Source organism: Komagataeibacter sp. FXV3, from assembly GCF_015155755.1.
Taxonomy (GTDB): domain Bacteria; phylum Pseudomonadota; class Alphaproteobacteria; order Acetobacterales; family Acetobacteraceae; genus Komagataeibacter.
Genome location: NZ_VWPI01000100.1, coordinates 1 through 20,356, shown reverse-complemented (window position 1 = coordinate 20,356; position 20,356 = coordinate 1). Strand labels below are relative to the sequence as shown.

At 62.2% G+C, this 20,356-nt stretch carries 17 protein-coding genes and 1 tRNA gene; 9 read left to right on the top strand and 9 right to left on the bottom strand.

Annotation, left to right across the window (positions count from 1 at the left end):
• Positions 1-107: 107 nt before the first annotated feature.
• The 4 genes from rfaE1 to F1542_RS09640 all read right to left on the bottom strand — a co-directional run bounded on the left by rfaE1 (position 108) and on the right by F1542_RS09640 (position 4,429).
• Complete coding sequence (rfaE1, locus tag F1542_RS09655) at positions 108-1,568, bottom strand: D-glycero-beta-D-manno-heptose-7-phosphate kinase (protein ID WP_193732853.1); 1,461 nt, start codon at positions 1,566-1,568, stop codon at positions 108-110.
• A 447-nt stretch (positions 1,569-2,015) separates the two neighbouring features.
• Positions 2,016-2,090 (bottom strand) — tRNA-Thr (locus F1542_RS09650).
• A 98-nt stretch (positions 2,091-2,188) separates the two neighbouring features.
• A complete protein-coding gene (gene dksA, locus F1542_RS09645; RefSeq protein ID WP_025439494.1) occupies positions 2,189-2,602 on the bottom strand; it encodes an RNA polymerase-binding protein DksA in 414 nt (137 codons plus the stop codon).
• 111 nt (positions 2,603-2,713) lie between these two features.
• Entirely contained in the window at positions 2,714-4,429 is a 1,716-nt protein-coding gene (locus F1542_RS09640) for an efflux transporter outer membrane subunit (protein WP_193732852.1), read from the bottom strand.
• Between the two features lie 97 nt (positions 4,430-4,526).
• Between F1542_RS09640 and F1542_RS09635 the strand changes: the two genes are divergently transcribed.
• The 3 genes from F1542_RS09635 to F1542_RS09625 all read left to right on the top strand — a co-directional run bounded on the left by F1542_RS09635 (position 4,527) and on the right by F1542_RS09625 (position 8,421).
• Positions 4,527-5,243, top strand: a complete 717-nt coding sequence (locus F1542_RS09635) for a TetR/AcrR family transcriptional regulator (RefSeq protein ID WP_193732851.1) — start codon at positions 4,527-4,529, stop codon at positions 5,241-5,243.
• A 365-nt stretch (positions 5,244-5,608) separates the two neighbouring features.
• Positions 5,609-7,855 carry a TonB-dependent receptor gene (locus F1542_RS09630; protein WP_193732855.1) on the top strand — a complete coding sequence of 749 codons (2,247 nt, stop codon included), beginning with the start codon at positions 5,609-5,611 and terminating at the stop codon, positions 7,853-7,855.
• 35 nt (positions 7,856-7,890) lie between these two features.
• On the top strand, positions 7,891-8,421 hold the full coding sequence (locus F1542_RS09625) for a GNAT family N-acetyltransferase (protein ID WP_193732850.1): 531 nt from the start codon (positions 7,891-7,893) through the stop codon (positions 8,419-8,421).
• A 173-nt stretch (positions 8,422-8,594) separates the two neighbouring features.
• Here the strand turns inward: F1542_RS09625 and F1542_RS09620 are convergent, their stop codons facing one another.
• Positions 8,595-9,974, bottom strand: coding sequence for an ammonium transporter (locus F1542_RS09620; protein WP_193732849.1), 1,380 nt, complete (start codon positions 9,972-9,974; stop codon positions 8,595-8,597).
• Positions 9,971-10,309, bottom strand: coding sequence for a P-II family nitrogen regulator (locus tag F1542_RS09615; RefSeq protein ID WP_010508912.1), 339 nt, complete (start codon positions 10,307-10,309; stop codon positions 9,971-9,973). The genes F1542_RS09620 and F1542_RS09615 overlap by 4 nt, the downstream gene beginning before the upstream one ends.
• 223 nt (positions 10,310-10,532) lie before the next feature.
• Here F1542_RS09615 and F1542_RS09610 point away from each other — a divergent pair, with 223 nt between their 5' ends.
• Both F1542_RS09610 and F1542_RS09605 read left to right on the top strand, forming a co-directional pair.
• Complete coding sequence (locus F1542_RS09610; protein WP_193732848.1) at positions 10,533-12,239, top strand: alginate export family protein; 1,707 nt, start codon at positions 10,533-10,535, stop codon at positions 12,237-12,239.
• A gap of 103 nt (positions 12,240-12,342) precedes the next feature.
• Positions 12,343-13,614, top strand: coding sequence for a chloride channel protein (locus F1542_RS09605; RefSeq protein ID WP_193732854.1), 1,272 nt, complete (start codon positions 12,343-12,345; stop codon positions 13,612-13,614).
• Positions 13,615-13,991: 377 nt separating this feature from the next.
• Here the strand turns inward: F1542_RS09605 and F1542_RS09600 are convergent, their stop codons facing one another.
• Both F1542_RS09600 and F1542_RS09595 read right to left on the bottom strand, forming a co-directional pair.
• The gene (locus F1542_RS09600; protein WP_193732847.1) at positions 13,992-14,168 is read right to left on the bottom strand and encodes a hypothetical protein; all 177 of its coding nucleotides are present in this window, start codon (positions 14,166-14,168) and stop codon (positions 13,992-13,994) included.
• Between the two features lie 110 nt (positions 14,169-14,278).
• On the bottom strand, positions 14,279-15,130 hold the full coding sequence (locus F1542_RS09595; protein WP_193732846.1) for an aromatic ring-hydroxylating dioxygenase subunit alpha: 852 nt from the start codon (positions 15,128-15,130) through the stop codon (positions 14,279-14,281).
• 182 nt (positions 15,131-15,312) lie between these two features.
• Between F1542_RS09595 and F1542_RS09590 the strand changes: the two genes are divergently transcribed.
• From F1542_RS09590 to F1542_RS09580, 3 genes are all read left to right on the top strand, one after another.
• A complete protein-coding gene (locus F1542_RS09590) occupies positions 15,313-15,978 on the top strand; it encodes a Rieske 2Fe-2S domain-containing protein (protein WP_193732845.1) in 666 nt (221 codons plus the stop codon).
• Complete coding sequence (locus F1542_RS09585) at positions 15,975-16,592, top strand: glutathione S-transferase family protein (protein ID WP_193732844.1); 618 nt, start codon at positions 15,975-15,977, stop codon at positions 16,590-16,592. Before F1542_RS09590 ends, F1542_RS09585 begins: the two co-directional genes overlap by 4 nt.
• A 125-nt stretch (positions 16,593-16,717) precedes the next feature.
• Positions 16,718-17,320: a preprotein translocase subunit YajC gene (locus F1542_RS09580; protein ID WP_193732843.1), complete on the top strand. Its 603-nt coding sequence runs from the start codon at positions 16,718-16,720 to the stop codon at positions 17,318-17,320.
• Here the strand turns inward: F1542_RS09580 and F1542_RS09575 are convergent.
• The gene (locus F1542_RS09575) at positions 17,301-19,505 is read right to left on the bottom strand and encodes an FUSC family protein (protein WP_193732842.1); all 2,205 of its coding nucleotides are present in this window, start codon (positions 19,503-19,505) and stop codon (positions 17,301-17,303) included. The genes F1542_RS09580 and F1542_RS09575 overlap by 20 nt on opposite strands.
• A 189-nt stretch (positions 19,506-19,694) precedes the next feature.
• On the opposite strand from F1542_RS09575, the gene F1542_RS09570 reads away from it, so the two are divergent.
• On the top strand, positions 19,695-20,186 hold the full coding sequence (locus F1542_RS09570; protein ID WP_193732841.1) for a MarR family winged helix-turn-helix transcriptional regulator: 492 nt from the start codon (positions 19,695-19,697) through the stop codon (positions 20,184-20,186).
• The last annotated feature ends 170 nt before the right edge of the window (positions 20,187-20,356 follow it).

Below are 20,356 nucleotides of genomic sequence, written 5' to 3'. Positions count from 1 at the left end.
GTTGAAATCAAGCCGTTCATGGAACAGGGTCCGATCCCTGTCGAACCCATTTTCAGACCATAGCGGCAGGGCCTGGCGGACAGCCCATGTCTGGAAGCGGGCAGGTGTCACGCCGGGGTATCAGTCTCGGCTCCGGACTGTCCGGCCGCCTGCCGCACAAGCGAGGTGGTTGATCGGCCGGGCATGATGTCAACCAGCACGACACGGCCGCCATTGGCTTTTACAATATCGCCGCCCACCACTTCATCCTCACGATAATCAGCACCCTTTACGATGACATCGGGCAGGATCATGCGGATAGCGTCCTCCGGCGTGTCCTGGTCAAACAGCACGACCAGATCGACATTGCGCAGCGCGCCGATCACGGTGGCCCGTGCGCGTTCATCCTGTATGGGACGGCTTTCCCCCTTCAGGCGGCGGACGGAGCGGTCGGTATTCAGCGCCACGATCAGTTTGTCCCCCTGTGCCGCAGCCTTCTGTATCAGGGCGATATGACCGGGATGCAGCAGATCAAAACACCCGTTGGTAAAGACAACCCGTGCCCCATGGTGCCGCCAGTCCCGCGCCATGGCCGCCGCCTGTTCAAGGGAGACGCATTTTCCCGAATCCGGCATGTCACGCATCAGCGCGTGGCTGAGTTCGGCGCGTGAAACGGTGGTCGTGCCCAGCTTGCCCACCGCCACGGCGGCGGCCGTATTCGCGATGGTCACCGCCGTTTCCATGGGTTGTCCCGCCGACAGGATGGCGGCCACGGTCGCGACCACGCAGTCCCCCGCGCCCGAGACGTCAAAGACCTCGGCCGCCCGGCTGCGCACATGGCTGACCGTCCCGTCATCCTGCCACAGGGTCATGCCTTCTTCCGAACGGGTGACCAGCACGCTGCCACCAAACTGCGCACCTGCGGCCTGCGCCGCGGCAATGATCTGGTCATCGGTCCGCACCGGCAGGCCCGTGGCCCGTCCCAGTTCCTGCCGGTTGGGCGTAACCAGCGTCGCCCCGCGATAGGCGGCAAAGGACGTGCGCTTGGGATCGACAATGACGGGAATGCCGCGTATGCGGGCGCGTGCAATGATTTTTTCCAGCACACCGTCATCCAGCACGCCCTTGCCATAATCCGAGCAGATCAGGATGTCGGCTCCGTCTATGGCCGTATAGGCCCTGTCCACCAGTTCGGCCTGTATGGCGGGACCAGGGGGATGGGTGTCCTCGTTATCAATGCGCACGATCTGCTGGCGGCCGCTCATGACCCGTGTCTTGGTCGTGGTCTGGCGATGGGCGTCGCGTACCAGGCCGCGGCAGTTGATCTGGTCCCACCGTGCAAGGGTCTGGATCAGATAGTCTGCGTATTCATCTGTCCCCACCAGCCCGACAAGCGAGACGCGCGCGCCCAGTGCCGCAGCATTCGCCGCCACATTGGCAGCCCCGCCAGCTACGGCATTGAGGTGTTCATGCACCAGTACCGGCACGGGGGCCTCGGGGGAGATACGGTCAATCCGGCCGGAAATATAACGGTCCAGTATCACATCGCCCACAATGGCAATGTTTCCGAAATGCATGTTCTCGATCATGGAGGTGCCTACCGTTCCCGTCCCCGCCTGCGGCACTGCTTTAATATGGGATCCATGCCCTTCACAAGAACAAGTGATGCCATCCGTCCGCCCCGCCTGTGTTGCGATGGGGTCAGGCAGTCACGGCAGCATATGCGGCCACACGCACGCGGTCGAGGGGGATAGGGAACGTCCATGCATTCGCCAGAAGGGTGGGTGATGCTGCGGATAGAGAGAACACGGTCCCTCATACGCCACGGTAACCTTTGCCGCATGGATGGCGATGGCAGGCGTGCCCTTTGAGATGGTCGCCAAGTTTTTGGAAAACAGTCTCTAGATGATCGCGCGGGTCTATGGACACCACGGCCCGGACTGGCTGAAAAAAGCCACTGATGCCCTATCGGTCTTCTCTGGTCCACGTGGAGCAGACAACACAGAAACGCGGAACAACAAAATCCAGGGAAATCATGGTGCTGCTGGACAGGATTGAACTGTCGACCTCTCCCTTACCAAGGGAGTGCTCTACCACTGAGCTACAGCAGCACTGTATGCGCGCTTCCTAACTTTTCCTGCATCGGCTGGCAACCCCCTTTTGTCGTATTCTGGTAAATTGGGGTCATCCAGCCGGAAGGCAGGGGGCGTCAGTCGTCGCGGTGGATGCGTTCCATGCGTTCGTGGCGTTCCTGTGCCTCGATCGAAAGGGTCGCGATGGGGCGGGCTTCCAGCCGTTTCAGGCCGATGGGTTCGCCCGTTTCCTCGCAATAGCCGTAGGTGCCGGCCTCGACGCGCAGCAGCGCCTGGTTGATCTTGGAAATCAGCTTGCGCGCCCGGTCGCGCGTGCGCAGTTCCAGCGCGCGGTCCGTCTCGACACTGGCACGGTCGGTAATGTCCGCTTCGTGAATGCCGCCTTCGGACAGGCTGGCCAGTGTCTCGTCCGCTTCCTTGAGGAGATCCGCGCGCCACTTCAGCAGTTTGAGGCGGAAATATTCCACCTGCTGCGGATTCATGAATTCCTCATCATCCGAAGGGCGATAATCGGGGGGCAATGTAATCATGATGACAGGTCCCTGCGCCGTGGTTCCGTGTGGCGGCGTGTGCCAATCCAGTCGGGAACGGGGCGGCTTATACTAGCAAGGCGCGTGCGCGCCAAGCCTTTAACGCCGGATTCAGGCCGGTTGGTGCGATGGAGCGGCAGTGGAGGTGGCTGCGGGCGTGGTGGTCGTAGCGGGGGATTGCGTTGCCTTCGCCTGCTTCGTGCGGGGGGCGGGTTCGGGGTATGTGGTTTCCCAGCCGCCACCCAGTGCGTTGTAAAGACGGACAAGATTGCCCGATATGGTGGCCGTGCTGGTGGTCAGGTCGGATTGTGCGCCCAGGTACTGGCGCTGGCTGTCCAGCACGTTCAGGTAGGTGACCATTCCGTGACGGTACTGGTCCTGCGCCAGTTGCAGGGCATGGTGGCTGGCTTCCATGCGCTGGGTCAGGTTGTCATGGCGGACCTGTTCATCGGTATAGGCGGTCAGTGCGTTATCAATGTCATGCCATGCGCCCAGCACGGTCTGCTGGTAGCTGATGGCTGCTTCCTTCTGCGCCGCCTTGCGCAGTTCCAGCTGTCCGCGCAGGCGTCCGCCCTGGAAGATGGGCAGGGTGATGGACGGGCCGACATTCCATGCCTTGGCGTTCCAGAAACCCAGATCGCGGAAGGACAGGGATTCAAACCCGAACCCGGCATTGATCGTCACGCGCGGATAGAATTCGGCCACAGCCTCGCCCACCTGCGCGGTTGCGGCGTGGAGGTTGGCTTCGGCGCGGCGGATATCAGGACGGCGGCGCGCCAGTTCGGATGGCACGCCAACGGGCACGCGCGGCGGGACGGGCGGAATGGCGGAAGCGGTCAGTAGTTCGTCGGACAGGGCGCGCGGCGGCTCGCCCATAAGCAGGCTGAGTGCGTTGACCTGTGCCACCAGTTGCTGCTCAAGCTGGGGCAGTTGCGCCAGCGTGTTCTGGTACTGCACGCGGGCCTGTTCCACTTCCATGTCGCTGGCCAGTCCCTTGGCGTAGCGCTGCTGGTTCAGGTCCAGCATGGATTTGGCCACGTCGCGGTTTTCCATGACGATACGCAGCTGTTCCTGCGTATTGCGCAGGTCCATGTAATCGCGCGCGACTTCGGCCTGGCGTGAAATCAGCATGCCGCGCCGGGCTTCGTTCGTGGCCTGCGTCTGGGCGGCGGCGGCTTCGTACTGGCGGCGCACGCGGCCCCACAGGTCCACTTCCCACGTGGCGTCAATGCTGTCGCGCCACTGGTTGAACAGCGGGATCTTGGCCTGTCCGGGCGGTGGCGCGTATTGGGAAAATACGGGGTTGTTGCTCAGTTGCGGGTCGCTTTCCACATCCGTCACGATCCGCTGCAGCATCTTGGTGCTGTACTGCTGGCGGGCGTATGACCCGGTGGCCGACATGGCGGGGTAGCGTTCGGCGCCTGCGATACGCAGTTCCGCGCGGCTTTGCGCCATGCGGTAGGCATAGCGGCGGACATCAAGGTTGTCGGTGGCGACGCGCTGTTCCAGCTTTGTCAGTTCGGGATCGTTGAAGATGGTCCACCACGCGGTATCGGGGTCATCCGACGTGGTCTGGCTTGCGACCTGCGTGGGCGTGCCATCCCTGCCGGTCGTGGCGATACGCTTCGGGCCACCATATTCCTTGGGCGTCCAAAGGGTCGGCTTGTGGAAGTTCGGGCCAACCGCACACCCGGCGGTCATGACCGACAACCCAACCACCGCCGTGCGCCATGAAAATCCCCTACCCACCAACGCGGCCCCCTGTTGTCCCTGAAAACAGTTGATATAAACCTGTATGCCCTTGGCATGGTTTCGCGGCCATGCCATGAATTGACCGATCAGTTCGGTCAGTCCCCTAGCCTATCGGCTTTCCTCACGGGGTCAATCGAAAGTACGCACCGATATTGGGAGCAGGGTGATTTCCATGGGTACCACGTCAGAGCATCGGGGCCAGACACAGGCCGAAAGCTGCCCGCTGTCCGGTGCGTCCGCGGCCAAGCGCCAGCAGATCCTGGCCGGTGCCGCGCGTGTCTTTGCCCGGCAGGGATACGAAGGGGCCAGCATGTCGGGCATCGCCCGGGATGCGGGCGTGTCCAAGGGAACGCTGTACAATTATTTCGAAAGCAAGGCCACGCTGTTCTCCGCCTTCGTGGAACAGTGCGCGTGCGAGAAGATGCCCCTACTGTTCAGCCGGATTGACGAAGGGGCCAACCTGACGGAATCGCTCGAACACCTTGCCGTGGCCATGATCCGGCTTCTGACATCGCCGCTGTCGCTCATGCTCCACCGCATCATCATTTCAGAGGCGGGCAACTTCCCCGACCTCGCCGAAACCTTCTGGAAGCATGGACCGGAGAAGGCCATTGGCATCCTGTCAGCGTGGCTTATGCAGCACAATGACGCGGGCGTGCTGAACATTCCCGACCCGGTTTTCGCGGCGGAACAGTTCTATGGCCTGTGCCAGACCAGGATTGTGGCGCGCGCACGGCTGCAACTGCCGGTCAATACGGATGAGGCGCATATCGAATTCATCGCCCGCTCCGCCGTGCGGACGTTCCTCAATGCCTATCTGCGTGACGCCCCGCGCCAGCCCCCGGTCGTGATGGAATGCCCGGGATCCGGTTCCGGTTCGACATCATAAAAGTTTTCGGGTGCCGCCTTTTTTCATAAACACGGCGTGCCTTCTGAAGCTTTTTGAAAAAAGCTTCACCAAAAACTTCTTTCAGTTTTGGAATATTTTACGGATGGGCGTTTGAAACAGCCTTGCGCCTGTCCTGCATCCTGAACGGGTTTCCCCTGCATATTGCCGCATCAACGCGCTGACGGAATGGTCCGTGGCGTGGGTTGCCCTGTGTCTAAGTCAGGACGGCCATGCTTATGTTGCATAAAAACAACATTCCGGCTGCGTCGCGAGGAAGCCTGCTTTTTTAGTCTGTTATGTTATATTGTACCAATATACGACGGAGGCATCCGAAATCTCCTGACTGGATGCGAGCCCACCCTGACATGATCCGCTTATGGTTCTTCCGCCGCCCGCTGTCCCCCGCCGTGCTGGCGGCCATGACCGCGTTTACGCCGGTTTCCTCCCTCGTGGCGCAGACCACGACGGCGACAGGCACGTCCACCACCACGACCGACACGGCCATCACGCCGGTGACGGATGGGGAAATCACGCGCCGGTCATCCGCCCCGGACGCCATGACGGTCACCGCCAGGCTGGACCGTGCGCGTATCCAGTTGCAGCCGTCCACCGGGGCCACGGTGCATGCCTTCAGCCGCAAGGCGCTGGAAACCATTCCCGGTGGCGATAACGCCGGGATGAACAGCGTGCTGCTGCAGGCCCCCGGCGTGGCGCAGGACAGTTACGGGCAGATCCATGTCCGTGGTGATCATAACGAGGTGCAGTTCCGCCTTGATGGCGTGCAGTTGCCCGAAGGCATGAACGTGTTTGGCCAGACGCTGATGACGCGCTTTGCCGACAACCTGTCGCTTTCAACTGGCGCATTGCCGGTTCAGTACGGTTTCCTGCAGGCGGCGGTGGTGGACATCAACACCAAGAACGGGTCCACCAACAAGGGCGGCAACGTGTCCATTTACGGTGGGGCGCGGGACTATTTCTTTCCCTCCGCCCAGTATGGGGGACAGCATGGCAAGTGGGATTACTTCTTCACCGCCGATTACGTGCATGACCGGGTGGGGATCGAGAACACGACCCCGTCCTTCAATGCACCGCATGACCTGAGCAACCAGTACCATTTCCTTGGCCACGTGCGGTATACGGTAGATGAAAACACGCGGATCAGCCTGATTGCCGGTGTCTCCAACGCCGAGTACCAGCTGCCCAATATCGGTGGCCAGACCTTTCCCTGCGCGGGTGCTGATTCGCCGTGCGTGTCGGTGCCGGGTGCGCCAAGTGCGTCCAACCTCAATGAACGCCAGAAGCAGATCACCGATTTCGGCATCCTGTCGCTGCAGAAGGAAATCGGGGCCTTCTCGCTCCAGACATCGGTCTTCTCGCGCTACAGCAGCCTGGGCTACAGCCCCGACCCCAATCTGGGCGACCTGGCCTATATGGGCATAAGCCAGCATGCCGAACGCTCGGTCATGTCCACCGGCACCCAGAGCGACGTGACATGGCGCGTGCGGCCTGACCATACCGTGCGCTTCGGCTTTCAGGTCTTTGCCGAGCGTAACATCACCAAGGCTGATTCGCTTGTGCACGTCAATGGTGCGCCTGATGGCCAGTTCGCCTCGTACCATACCGGCAATGGCCGCACGGGCGACATCTACGGCCTGTACGCGCAGGATGAATGGCGGCCGCTGCATAACGTGACGGTCAATTACGGCCTGCGCTTTGACGGCGTGGGCGAATATACCAACGAACACCAGCTCAGCCCGCGCATCAATGTGGTATGGCGGGCGTGGAAGGGGGCTGCGCTGCATGCGGGCTATTCCCGTTACTTCACCCCGCCGCCGTTCGAGGTCGTGGGTGGGTCCGACCTGCGGCAGTTCGCCAATACCTCGGCTGCGACCGATGTCAGCCGTAGCGATACGGTCAAGGCCGAGCGTGACCATTATTTTGATGCAGGTATCGAGCAGGTCATCCTGCCTGGCTGGCGCGTATCGTTCGATGCCTATTACAAGCTGGCCCATAACCTGATTGATGAAGGGCAGTTCGGTGCGCCGATCATCCTGTCCGGGTTCAATTACCGGCGTGGGCAGGTCAACGGGTATGAATTTTCCACGTCCTATGACCATGGGCCGCTGTCTCTGTACGGCAATTTCGCGTGGTCGCGGGCAATCGGCAAGGACATTACCAGCGCACAGTTCAACTTTGATGCCGATGACCTGAAATATATCAGCAATCACTGGATCCATCTGGATCATGACCAGCGCTGGACGGCCTCGGCAGGGGGATCATATACATTCTTCTATCGCAGCGGGCATCCCACGCGCGTGTCGGCGACGATGGTGTATGGCAGTGGCCTGCGGCAGGACCAGAACCTGTCCAATGGTGACACCATCCCGAACGGAAGCGCCATTCCGCAATACGCGACGTTCAACATGTCGGTCGTGCAGTCCTTCCGTGACCTGTTCCACTCCCGCTTCCTGCGCACCACGCAGTTGCGGCTGGATGTGACCAACCTGTTCGATCACCCCTACATGCTGCGCAGCGGCACGGGCGTGGGCGTGGGCGCGCCGCAATACGGGCTGCGCCGGACCATCCTGACCGGTATTTCACAGTCGTTCTGACGGATGTGCTAGGGTCATCCCGTTACACAACCGGGATGACCTTTATGTCTTTTTCCATCCGTGAGGCGGTCGATGATGACGCCCGCTTCCTTCCCGCCATCGAACGCTCGGCCGGGCAGGCTTTCCGTAGCGTGCCCGAACTGGCCTGGGTGGCGGATGACGGGGTCATGTCTGTTGACGCACACCGGGCCTGCATCGCCACGCGCACCTGCTGGGTCGCGGTGGATGAACAGGGGCGGATCGCGGGCTTCCTTAGTGCCCAGCCCTGTGGGCAGGACCTGCATATCCTTGAAATGTCGGTAGCCCTTGACCGGCAGGGCAGGGGGCTGGGGCGACGGCTGTTATCAGCGGCGTATGACGATGCCCGTAAGCTCGGCCTGTCCGGGCTTACGCTGACAACCTTCCGTACCATTCCGTGGAATGCCCCGTTTTACCAAAAATCAGGCTTTTACCTGCTCCCATCCGACATGCCGGATGCACGTCTTGCCGCTGTGTTGCGGGAGGAAGCGCAGGCGGGCTTTCCCCCCGGGTCACGCTGCGCAATGCGGTGCGATGTAGTGGATTGAAAGAAGTTTTTGGTGAAGCTTTTTTCAAAAAGCTTCAAAGAACACCGCCTTTTTGAAAAAAGGCGGCACCCAAAAACTTTTATTTTTTTATCAATGGATTATTGCGCATGAAAAAAGGGCGCCTCGTCGGGGGCGCCCTCAGTTTCGTGGGATGCAGGAAGGGGCGGAGGGGATCAGGAATTGATCCGCTCGCCATGCAGGCTCATGTCCAGCCCTTCCATTTCCTCGTCGCGCGTGACACGCAGGCCGATGGTCAGGTCAATCAGCTTGAGCAGGATGAACGTCAGCACCGCGCACCAGACAATGGTGATGCCAACGGATTCCGCCTGCGCCACGAACTGCGAAAACGACCCGCTGACCCCTTCGGGGCTGGCGTCGGTAGCCGAAAGCGGGCCATAGGCGAACACGCCGGTCAGCAGCGCGCCCACGATGCCGCCAATGCCATGCACGCCAAAGGCATCAAGGCTGTCGTCATAGCCCATCATGTGCTTGAGGCCCGTCGCGCCCCAGAAGCAGATGAGGCCGGCGGCCAGGCCGATCATCAGCGCGCCACCGGGCAGCACGAAGCCCGCCGCAGGCGTAATGGCCACAAGCCCGCCCACGGCGCCGGAAATGATGCCCAGCACGGTTGGCTTCCCGGTCTTGAGCCATTCGGCACACATCCACGACACGCCAGCAGCGGCCGCCGCGATCTGGGTGGTGGCCATGGCCATGCCCGCGCGGCCGTTGGCCCCCACGGCGGACCCGGCATTGAACCCGAACCAGCCCACCCACAGCAGGGACGCGCCAATGATGGCGTAGGTCAGGTTATAGGGGGACAGGTCTTCTTCCCCATAACCCTTGCGCCGCCCGATCACCAGGGCCGCGACAAGGCCCGCGATACCGGCATTGATATGCACGACGGTGCCACCGGCGAAGTCGATCGCGCCAATCTTGCTGGCGACCCAGCCGTCCGGCCCCCAGACCCAGTGGGCCACCGGTACGTACACGATCAGCGACCACAGGACGGTGAAAACACACAGCGCGCTGAACTTCATGCGTTCGGCAAACGCGCCGGTAATCAGCGCGGGCGTGATGATGGCGAACGTCATCTGGAACGTCATCCACACGCTTTCGGGAATGGTCATGGTTGTCGCGGCGGGCGTGCCGGCGGCCATGGTGAAGGCCACGTCGGACCCCTTGCTGATCCCTGCGCCAAGGCCGTTGAGCATCACGCGCGACAGGCCGCCGATGAATGCGTTGCCAGATGTGAAGGTCAGGCTGTAGCCCAGCACCATCCACACGACCGTCATGATGCAGCAGATGCTGAATGACTGCATGAGGGTGGCCAGCACGTTCTTCTTGCGCACCATCCCGGCATAGAACAGGGCAAGGCCGGGAATGGTCATCATCAGCACAAGGCCCGTGCTGATCAGCATCCATGCCGTATCACCCGTATCAATCGCGGCGGGGGCCGCGTCGGCCGCCATGGCGGGCAGGCTGCCCATGGACAGCGCGACAGTTGCGGCCGCAGGCCCGCACTGGCGGGCGCTCTTGCCAATCTTTGTGATCACAGCGCGTTTTCTCCGGTTTCCTGTGTCCTGATACGCATTGCCTGTTCAAGGTCGAGGACGAAAATCTTGCCATCGCCGATCTTGCCGGTGCACGAGGCGCTCTGGATCACGTCCACCACCTTGTCGCACTGTGCGTCCGCCACCGCGATCTCCAGCTTGATCTTGGGCAGGAACTGGATGTTGTATTCGGCACCGCGATAGATTTCGGTCTGGCCTTTCTGGCGGCCATACCCCTTGACCTCGGTTGCGGTCAGGGCGTCTACCCCGATGGAATGCAACCCCTCACGCACCTCATCGAGCTTGAACGGCTTGATGACGGCAATAACGAATTTCATTTCGTTCCCTTCCTGCCTTGCCCCTGAAACATCTTTTCGCTGTCTCTGTTCCGTACAGGTAACCATATCCGGAAGCAATATGAACTTGCTACCGCCTTTGGCCCCGATTGTGCAGTGCCTGTGTGCTGCCATTGCCGATGCGCCATGTTCGCGGTTTTCGTTTGCGATACCGGGAAATGCCGTTATTGGAATTGTTTCGTAACGAAAGGCGCTTTTCCACCGTATGTCTGATCTTTCCGTCCGCGCGGTTCCGCGGCGTGTCCGCTCCATGGGGCGACGGTCTTTTTCCGCCCTTGTCCTGCCGGTATCCGGTGCGCTGGCATGGGGCGCGCAGGTCCCCGCGGCTTTTGCATCCGTCACGCAACCGGGACGCAGTGCGCCGGAAAACATCCATGTGCACGCCGTTCCCGTGCCGCCGGTCGAGTACCTGCCATCGGCCAACCCCGTGGGCCAGCCCATCCGCATGCCCGCCATGGCGTATCGCCGCCCGTCGGGTCACCAGTATGACTGGGGCGTGTTCAACCGCGACAGTGGCGAAGCGGCGGGCTTTGGCCCCGTCGGCCGTTATGGCGTGGCGCGCTGGGCGGAGGACTGGAGCAGCCTGCGCAATAAAAAGAAGGGTGACGACCCCTTCGATGTGCTGAAATACATTCCCCTGACCCGCAGCGGCAGCGTATGGATCAGTTTTTCGGGTGAGACGCGGGCACGCAACTGGTTCGAGAACCGTCCGGTGCTGGGGGCCGCGCATGTCGCGGATTCGGGGCGCTTTACGGTGCGCAACCTGTATGGGGCCGACCTGCACCTGGGCACGCATGTGCGGCTGTATGGCGAACTGATCAATGCCGATGCGGGTGGCTGGCGGCCGTATGGTTATGGCGACACCTACCGCAAGCAGCTTGATGCGCAGCAGGTCTTCATTGAAGTGAAGGGGCATGTGGCGGGGGCGAAGGCGGGCTTCATGTTCGGGCGGCAGGCCTTTCTCGATATGCCGGCCTATGTGCTGTACTATCGCATGTCCTCCTCCGTGCCGCTGGCGTGGAACGGTTTCCGGGCCTATGCCGCATGGTCGCGCGTGCGGGTGGATGCGTGGGATTTTGTCGGCACCGACATCACCCCCAATGGCATTTTCCACGATACGGAAGATTACGGTACCCGCCTGTATGGCGTGGCGACCACATGGGCACCGCCTGACTTCACCTTCATGAAACAGACGGGCTATTCCTTCCTCGACCTGTTCTATTTTGGCACCAAGGCGGGCGGGGGAATGAGTGGCGTGTCCGCGCCGTCATTCATGATCCAGCCCGGCATGGCCACGCGCAACAACTTTGGCGGCCGATGGCATGGCATTGCGGGACCGATCGAGTTTTCGGTGGGCGGCATATGGCAGGGCGGGGCCTTCCGCGCCACGGGACCGGACAGCCCGTCGCGGCCCATCAATGCATGGTCGTTCAGCAGCACTGTGGGCTACCGTATCCCGCATGACCGTTTCCATACCTTTGTCGGCATGCAGGCGGACGTGTTTTCGGGGGGCGACGCGCGGCGCAATACGGTGGGCACGTACAGCCAGCCGTTCAATCCGCAATTGACCTATGTTGATGCCTCGCTCACCGTATCCGAATCGAACATGGTCGATATCGGGCCGGAGGTGCGCATGACGTTCTTCAGGTCGCTCAGTGTCATGGCGCGTTATCCGCTGTACTGGCGCTACAGCACGCAGGCCCCGCTGTCGCGGCCGGGTGCGTTGCAGTACGCGTTCCATTACAACGGTTCGTTCATTGGCATGGCCCCGCAGGCGACGCTGACATGGCAGATCGGGCCCCATCTTTCATGGGCGCAGACCCTGTCGCGATTCATGACCGCGTCGGCGCTGAACCGGGCGGGGGGCAGCAGTGGCACCTATTACATGTCCAACCTGTCCTTCCGCTTCTGAAACCTGCCTTGCGTCCGGACCCTGATCCGGCATACCCCATGCAGCCATGACGACACCCGCTTCTCCCTCCGTTCCGCCCGCTGCCTCAACGCCCTGGCCGGTCATGGCCATGGCGGTTGTCTGCACGGGTATCCTGTCCGGGCTGGGGGGCACGGTGCTGTCCCTGTTGCTGCACATGATCCAGCATGTCGCCTATGGCTACGGTCAGCCGGGCGGGCCGCATAACTTCCTGCAGGGCGTCAGCGCGGCTCCCCATTGGCGGCGCGTCGCGGCCCTGTCTGTTGCGGGTGTCGTGGCCGGTGTGGGCTGGTGGGCGCTGGGGCATTTTGGCCGGCCGCTGGTCAGCATTGCCGCCGCTGTGGGCAAGACAGGTCTGGGCAAGCCGATGCCGCCGCTATCCACCGTGATCCACCTGCTGCTGCAGATCGTGACCGTGGCCCTTGGCTCACCGCTGGGGCGTGAGGTGGCGCCGCGTGAACTGGGGGCCGTACTGGCCACCGGCACGGGCCGCATGTTGGGCCTTGTGGCGGATGATCGGCGCATCATCATCGCCTGTGGCGCGGGGGCGGGGCTATCGGCAGTGTATAACGTGCCGCTGGGCGGCGCGCTGTTTATTCTTGAGGTGTTGCTGGGCACGGTCGGGCAGCGGGCCGTACTGTGTGCGGTGGCGGCGTCGGCCATTGGGGCATTCGTGCCGTGGGCGGTTCTGGGCAACGTGCACCAGTATGAAACCGGGCCGATGGCGGTGACCGCACCCGTGGTGCTGTGGGCGATATGCGCCGGTCCGGTCATCGGCATGGGCGCGCATGTGGCCAAGCGGCTGATGGGTATCGTGCAGAACCGCGCGGCGAAGGGTGTCTCACGCATTGGCTGGTGCCTGGTGGTATTTCCCCTGCTGGGGGTGCTGACCTGTTTTTACCCGCAGCTGCCGGGTAACGGGCGCGGGCCGATGCAGCTGGCGCTGTCGGCCCGGCTGGGCATGGAACTGGCGGCCATCCTGCTTGTGCTCAAGGTCGTGGTCGTCATGGGGGCATTGCGCGCCGGGGCGGCGGGTGGCCTGCTGACACCCAGCCTGACCATGGGGGCGTTGCTGTCCACCGTTCTGGCGGGAGCGTGGAACATGGTCCTGCCTGCGGTGGATGAAGGCAGCGTGGCGCTGCTGGGTGGCATCGCCTTCCTTGGCACGTTCATGTCCATGCCCCTGACGGCGGTGGCGCTGGGGATCGAGTTCACGCATCTGGGGCATGACATGTGGATCCCGGTTTTCATTACATCGGCTGGTGCGCTGCTGGCCTTCCGGGTCTGCGCGCGGATGGGGGGACGGATGGCAGCCCAGAAGCCCAGCGCACCGGGCAGCATGTCGGCCCGATCCTGATATTCAGAAATAACCAATCCCATCGCCCGATGCGTTCCGGACAGTCTTTCCAGACAGAATCAGAACGAAAAAAGGCGACACCGTTGCCGATGCCGCCTTTCCCTGAGGACAGTTGCCGTTTTCATTTCAGCAAAACCGTCAGCGCCATTCATTCCACGTGCTCTGTCCCCTCTACAATGGGGGAAACACTCACGTTTCAATGACTTCACGCCATCGTGGCCCTACGGTTCAGAGCCAGCCGTTGCACCCTTGTGCAAATTACAAAGAAGGCTTTGGTGAAGCTTTTTTCAAACAGCTTCGAAGAACGTCGCCTTTTTGCAAAAAGGCGATACCCAAAAACCTTTATTATTTATAAGTAAGTTACTGAAAATATTATGTTATTTTTCAGCAAAAGGATCGAAATCGCCATCGTTTTCGCGCACGCTCCACCATCCCTTGTTCCACTGTTCATAGGCGGGCAGGGTCTCGTCAAACGGGTTTTCGATCAGCGGTTCGCCCTTGGCGGCGGCGGTCTTGCCCTGTTCAAAGGCGTCGGGCGGGGTCTGGTCGGTCATGGGTGGTTTTCCTGACTTGTCTCTGTCTGGTGATGCGTGAGGCTTACACCATGTGCCCCGCGCGGACAGCCCCACCCGGCGGAAGGGGGTAATGCGTCACGCGCAGGTGTTCAGGCCGTCGTGCCGTAGGTCACCTTGCGGTCGCGCAGCCACCGGCGGTAGGCGACCGACATGCGGTCCGCCATGGTGGGAATTTCCGCCCCGGCCGACAGCGGCAGCCGGCGCGGGCGCTGGTTTTCCAGAATGATACGGTCCTGCAGGAAAATGGTCTGCTGGAATTCGATCAGGTTGGCCTGGGGCGAGACATCATCGATCAGGAACATGACCGGATGCGCACGGGAACATTCCTGCGTCATGGGCTGAACGAACAGGGCGATGACGTCAAAACGTCCGGGTTGCGCGGGACAGGTCTTGTACAGCAGCGTCACGAACGGTCCCGCCACGCGGTACAGGTATTCCGTGTCCAGCCCGTCGGTGGCGGACAGGGCGGCCTGCGGCTGGAAGAAATGGCAGTCTGTGGCCCAGACCTCGTTGCCGCCATCACGCAGTTCAATGGTGTAGCGCGCGACTTCGGTGTGCGGTTCGGCACCAAGGATATTGGTGTGGACAAAGGGGAAATGCGCCATGTCGAGGAAATTTTCGACAATGCGCGGGGCCGATGTCCGCACCGTGAACACCCCGCAATCGACCAGCCTGCGGTCGGGTTCCAGGGCTTCGTCAATGGCGGGAATGTCGCCCGCCGGCGTGCCCAGGCAGGTCCACAGGCAGCCGTGGCGGGCACGGACCGGCAGGGTGCGCCTGTCCACCACGTCGCAGGCGAAGGGATTGTCCTGCGCATCAAGGCCAAAGGTTATGTGCCGGTCCAGCAGCATGGTGTCGGTGGGCGTGGTGCGCAGGTGTGACAGGGGACTGATCACATGCCAGTCGGACAGGATGGTTTCATCGGCGGTGATCTGTGTCATTGCCCGGTTCCTGTTTGCAGTATGCCATCGCGCTGTGTGCGGATTGCCGTGACGGTGGCGTAATGTTAGCTGCCATCATGGTGGCACGCCATGGTGTTGCGTGAAAGAATACACGCTGTTGTGTCCGATACGCCCCGCGGTGTGCAATCCTCAGGGTCTGATGGAAGTGAAGCGGGGAACGTATGAAAAGATGGCAGCCGGTCAGCGTCCTGTCCGATATACGCCGGGGCGAGGTCGCGGGCGTGCGGATTGGTGGCCGCGAAGTCGTGTTGTGGCGCGAGGACACACCCACCCCAATGCTGCATGCGTGGGAAGACCGCTGCCCCCATCGGGGCATGCGGCTGAGTTTCGGTTTTGTGCGCGATGATGCGCTGGGGTGCCTGTACCATGGCTGGCAGTTTGGCGGCACAGCGCGGTGCAGGCTGATCCCGGCCCACCCGCAGGTGCGCGTGCCTGCCTCGATCCATGTGCATGCCTACACCGTGCGTGAACATGCGGGCCTTGCATGGGTCAGCATGGACGGGGCGGAGGATTTTCCCGCTGGCGGGACAGGGCCGGACACCGTGCTGCCGGTGCGTACCCTTCACGTCAATGCATCCGTGGGGGCGCTGCGCCTTGGCACCGGCATTGCGGGCGATGCGGGCATGGCGTGGCACGGACCGGTTGGCCTTGCGGTGCACGAACCGGTGGCGGGGCAGGCCATGCTGCATGTGGTGCGGGTGGCGGATGCGGATGGCCCGTCGTCCCCCGTGCTGTCACGCTGGGCCGAACGGCTGCGTGACGCGGTGGAAAGTGGCGCTGACATCGCCCCCGTCATGAACGAACTGGCTACGGGAGAAATGGCATGACCACCAGACTGGTCCTGTATGACTGGACGCCGGATGTGCGCTGCTATGCCGTGCGCCTTGGCCTGTCGCTCATGGGCATGACGTATGAGATACGGGCCATGGATACGGACCTGCCCGTGGGCCAGCGTCCGGCGGGACTGCGGGCGGATGAGCGGCCACCGGTGCTGGTGGCGGGCAATGTGCGCCTGTCACGCCCTGGCGTCATCATGCAGTTCATCGCCCGCCAGCCGGAGGTTGCGCGGGCATGGCTGGACCCGGTGCATGAATGGGCGATCCTTGACTGGCTGGATTTCGGGACGACGGCGCTTGATACCATGGCGGCGGCACGCGATGCCGCCTTTGGCACCACGCTGCCTGTCCTGCCGCCCATGGGCGCGCTGGTGGCGGCCCTGCGCCGGATGGAAGACCACATGAGTGCGCGCGCGATGGAGGGGCATGACTGGTTCGCAGCCCCCGCCGCCAGCATTGCCGATGTAGTGCTGTTTGTCGTGTTCGCGCTGACGGTGGACCTTGGGGTGGAACGCGATACCTGCCCCGCCCTGCGGCGATGGGCGCGGCGGATGCGCGGCCTGCCGGGCTTTGTGGTCATGCCCGGTGTTCCGGACTATGCCTGAGCGCCATACATCTTTGGATACATGACTGCATTTAGACGTTATGGAATACGATGAAGCTGGCCCGGGCGCAGGCCCAACCGGCAGGGATCCATACCCGTCAAGAGATTGAGGAAAGAACAAGAAATATGAACATGAAGCTGTTTGCACCCCGTCGCGTTGCGGCGGCACTGGCCGTTACCATTACCGCAGGCACCAGCCTGTGTGGCGCATCACAGGCCGCCATGGCGCAAGCCGCCCCGGTTATCGTGGGCAACCAGACGGCGACGGCAATCGTCGAAAGCGTGGATCATGACGCGGGCATGGTGCTGCTGCGTGACAAGGCGGGCAACCTGGATACCGTGCGCGTTGACCCGGACATGCGCGCCAAGCTGCCGGTCCTGCATGCCGGTGACAAGATCGGCATGCGCATCGTGCGCACCATTGATGCCGTCATCGCACCGCCGGGCGCGCCCATGCCGGAATCGACCGAAAGTGCCGCAGGCACGCGCACCGGCCCGCACCCGCATGGCATGATGGTGTCCTTCAAGCGCGAACGCGTGAAGGTGACGGGCGTGGACACCACGCGCAATCAGGTCGTGTTTGTCGATCCCGATGACATTACCCGCGTCGTGCTGGTGCGCCAGAAGCCGATGCAGGAATTCCTGAAAACCCTGAAGCCGGGTGATGAAGTGGACACGACGGTCATGGATGCGGTGTCGTTCTCGGTGCTCAGCCGGATTCCGTCCTGACGGCCGCAAGCGGCGGACGGTGGGCGGCGGGATAATCCTCCGCCCATTGCAGCGGGCCGCGCTGGTCAAGGAAGCCGGGAATGTCCTGGATGATCCGCGCCGCCTGCTCCAGGCACGCCATGGCCTCGACCTGTGCGGGGGGGCGTAGCGTGATCGCGTCGGGCGGGCATAGCGTATCCGCCGCCCGGCGCAGCCCCGCTGCCGTCAGCAGCGGGTTATGCGCCAGTTCGGTAAATGTATCGAGCGCATCGTAAATGGCGACCTGCTGCGCCCCGGTTATGTCGGGGCTTGCGGCAATCATGCGGATCCGTTCCACCAACCGCCCAAGTGACAGCGTGGCCAGCGCCGCATCGATGTATTCATGGATCACGGCAGGGCGGGCGAAGAAGGACAGCCGCATCGCCAGACGCAGCACCTTTTGCAGTTGCAGGTTTTCCCACACCAGCCATTCCTTACCCTGCCGGCGTCCCGATAGCGCCAGCCTGCGTAGGCTGCGCGTCAGTGACGTGACAAGGCGGGCGGCATCCAGCCTGTGGTTGGGCGGCAGGATGACCCGGAACGACAGCACCAGCATGATGCAGCCCATGAGCAGCGCCATCCAGCCGTTAAGCAGGCTGACATCATTATAATAATGGATCGGGTTGTTGACCTGCAGCATCACGGTCGAGAACACGCCATAGCCAAACCCGCCAACCCCGAATTTCGGGTGGAACTGCAACCATATTCCCGGCAGCAGCATGATGCACAGCGAAAGCCACAGCAGCGGATACCCGTCGATCTGCGGCAGCAGGTAGGTATGGCATAACAGCCCCGCCGGAACCCCCAGCGCCGTGCCTGCTGCCATAAGCCCCGCCGCGCGGGATGCGGAAGGCAGGGTGGACAGCAGGCTAGCCGCCGCCACCACGTACAGCATCATGGTCGGGGCCGCCGTCCAGTGCAGCACGTACCAGATCAGGCACGCCGACATGGTGATCAGCATGCCGCGCGCGCCGTTGCGCAGCGCCGTCGGCCATTCCAGATAGGGTTGCAGCCGCAGCCTGCGCCCCGCGCTGCCCCGGCGCGACAGGTCCTGCAGCGCGGTTTCGATCTGGCCCAGCAGGTCCTGTATGTCATCAAGGAACAGCAGCGATTGCGGGGAATGCGTCTCACGCGCCTGCGCGATCATCAGGTCCCGCGTCTGGCGTATGCGCGCACAGCCCTCCATCCAACTGGATTCCAGTGTCCGGTCCGCCGTCCGGTCCATGAGGAACTGCAGCATGGATACGATTTCGGCATGCACCACCCGGTCCTGTTCGGTATCGGATGCGGTGATGGTGTGGGGATGGTACGACGCCACGATGCCCGACAGGCGCGCAAGCCCTGCGCGGATTTCACGTTGGCGCACGCTTATGTCGTAATTGTCGGTGGCCGCGTATTCCACCGCATCCGACAGCCGCCCGATCCGCGCCAGCATGGCCGCCCGGCTGTCATGGAAATTGGTGGGCAACGCGCGGAACGTGCTGCCCGGCAGGGCGTCCGGATCCTGCGCGGGAACATTGGTATAGCCCTGGTGAAACGCCTGGATATAGCCGATCGTATCGCGGAACAGGGCATGGATCTGCACGAACAGGGTGTCCGAACGACGCGGCGAGGTGACCATGAATACCGCTGCCGTCGTTACGATCCCCACCACCACGGCGGAAAGCCGCGACATGGCGCTGAGGAAAATGCCATCCGGGTCATCAAACGCGGGGGCCGAGATGATGACGATGGTATAGCCCGTCAGCACGGCGGCATAGGCGCGGAACAGCCGCAGGAAGGTCGCCGCCATGCACGCCAGTCCAACCGTGAATGACAGTCCCATGAAATACAGCGCCGGCGACTGCACGAACACCGCCATCAGCCCCACGCTGATGGATGCGCCGATAATGGTCCCGATCACGCGCCACACGCTTTTGGATACCAGCGCGCCCACCGTCGGGTTGGCCACGATCATGACCGTTGTGACCGAACTCATCGGGGACTGAAGCTGGAAGCTGAACGCCAGGAACAGCGCAATGGCGACCGACAGCAGGGCACGCCCGCTGAACGCCGCCGTGGTGCGCAGCGCGGCCCATTGGGCATCATCGGAAAAATGGCGCGTAAGGCTGGAAAACATGTGGGTGCCGACTCCCGGCTGCGGCGTTTTGGGCATCTGATAACGCATGCCGCAGGAAGTTAAAGGGCATGGAGCGCAATTTATTGTATGACAATTAATGCCATGTCAATTATATCTGTCCTGCATATCAGTGCCGCCGGGCAGCCATCGCATAAATGGGTCATGATCGGGCCATGCGGGCATGCTATCGGGCACGCAGAGGACTTCGGCGGGGTCTGACACCAGCAGGGGATGCGCATGGCTGACCGTTCACCATTGCCTGATATCGAGGGCGCGGGCTTTCAGGACATGAGAATGACGTTCCTGACCATGCGGCTGGCCAATACGTGGCGGCTGGGTCTGGACCGCGCGCTGCGGCCCGAAGGCATGAGCATGGCGATGATGCGCCCGCTGGCGTACCTCATGATGCTGCCCGACCGTGTCAGCCAGCGCACGCTGGCCCATGCCATGAATACCGACAGTTCGGCGCTGGTGCGCGTGCTGGACCTGCTGGAGGAAGAAGGGCTGGTCGAACGCCATCCCGATCAGGAAGACAGGCGCGCCAAGAGCCTTGTACTGACCGCACGCGGTCGGCGTAAATGCGCGACCCTGCACCGGATCTGCGCTGACATGGAAGCGCGCGTGCTGGGTGGAATTCCCGCCGACAGGGTGCAGGACATGATGGATGTCCTGTCGCGCGTGCTGCGGCAGGCGGAAGACGTGATGATGGATTCCGCCGTCGGGCCATGAGTACGTGTCCTGAAAATCAGGAAAGTTTTTGGTGAAGCTTTTTTCAGGGTCTGTTGGGAATTATACTTTTTCAAAGTCACCAAATGTGATTCAAAATCCGTATGGATCGCTTCGTACTGACAGACGCCCAATGGGCGCAAATGGAACCGCTGTGCCTTGGCAAGAAAACA

What these genes read in the sequence shown, in the direction of transcription:
- rfaE1 (WP_193732853.1), bottom strand. Translation starts at nt 1,568, where the DNA reads ATGATCGAGAACATGCATTTCGGAAACATTGCCATTGTGGGCGATGTG.
- dksA (WP_025439494.1), bottom strand. Translation starts at nt 2,602, where the DNA reads ATGATTACATTGCCCCCCGATTATCGCCCTTCGGATGATGAGGAATTC.
- F1542_RS09640 (WP_193732852.1), bottom strand. Translation starts at nt 4,429, where the DNA reads ATGGCATGGCCGCGAAACCATGCCAAGGGCATACAGGTTTATATCAAC.
- F1542_RS09635 (WP_193732851.1), top strand. Translation starts at nt 4,527, where the DNA reads ATGGGTACCACGTCAGAGCATCGGGGCCAGACACAGGCCGAAAGCTGC.
- F1542_RS09630 (WP_193732855.1), top strand. Translation starts at nt 5,609, where the DNA reads ATGATCCGCTTATGGTTCTTCCGCCGCCCGCTGTCCCCCGCCGTGCTG.
- F1542_RS09625 (WP_193732850.1), top strand. Translation starts at nt 7,891, where the DNA reads ATGACCTTTATGTCTTTTTCCATCCGTGAGGCGGTCGATGATGACGCC.
- F1542_RS09615 (WP_010508912.1), bottom strand. Translation starts at nt 10,309, where the DNA reads ATGAAATTCGTTATTGCCGTCATCAAGCCGTTCAAGCTCGATGAGGTG.
- F1542_RS09610 (WP_193732848.1), top strand. Translation starts at nt 10,533, where the DNA reads ATGTCTGATCTTTCCGTCCGCGCGGTTCCGCGGCGTGTCCGCTCCATG.
- F1542_RS09605 (WP_193732854.1), top strand. Translation starts at nt 12,343, where the DNA reads ATGGCCATGGCGGTTGTCTGCACGGGTATCCTGTCCGGGCTGGGGGGC.
- F1542_RS09600 (WP_193732847.1), bottom strand. Translation starts at nt 14,168, where the DNA reads ATGACCGACCAGACCCCGCCCGACGCCTTTGAACAGGGCAAGACCGCC.
- F1542_RS09595 (WP_193732846.1), bottom strand. Translation starts at nt 15,130, where the DNA reads ATGACACAGATCACCGCCGATGAAACCATCCTGTCCGACTGGCATGTG.
- F1542_RS09590 (WP_193732845.1), top strand. Translation starts at nt 15,313, where the DNA reads ATGAAAAGATGGCAGCCGGTCAGCGTCCTGTCCGATATACGCCGGGGC.
- F1542_RS09585 (WP_193732844.1), top strand. Translation starts at nt 15,975, where the DNA reads ATGACCACCAGACTGGTCCTGTATGACTGGACGCCGGATGTGCGCTGC.
- F1542_RS09580 (WP_193732843.1), top strand. Translation starts at nt 16,718, where the DNA reads ATGAACATGAAGCTGTTTGCACCCCGTCGCGTTGCGGCGGCACTGGCC.
- F1542_RS09575 (WP_193732842.1), bottom strand. Translation starts at nt 19,505, where the DNA reads ATGCGTTATCAGATGCCCAAAACGCCGCAGCCGGGAGTCGGCACCCAC.
- F1542_RS09570 (WP_193732841.1), top strand. Translation starts at nt 19,695, where the DNA reads ATGGCTGACCGTTCACCATTGCCTGATATCGAGGGCGCGGGCTTTCAG.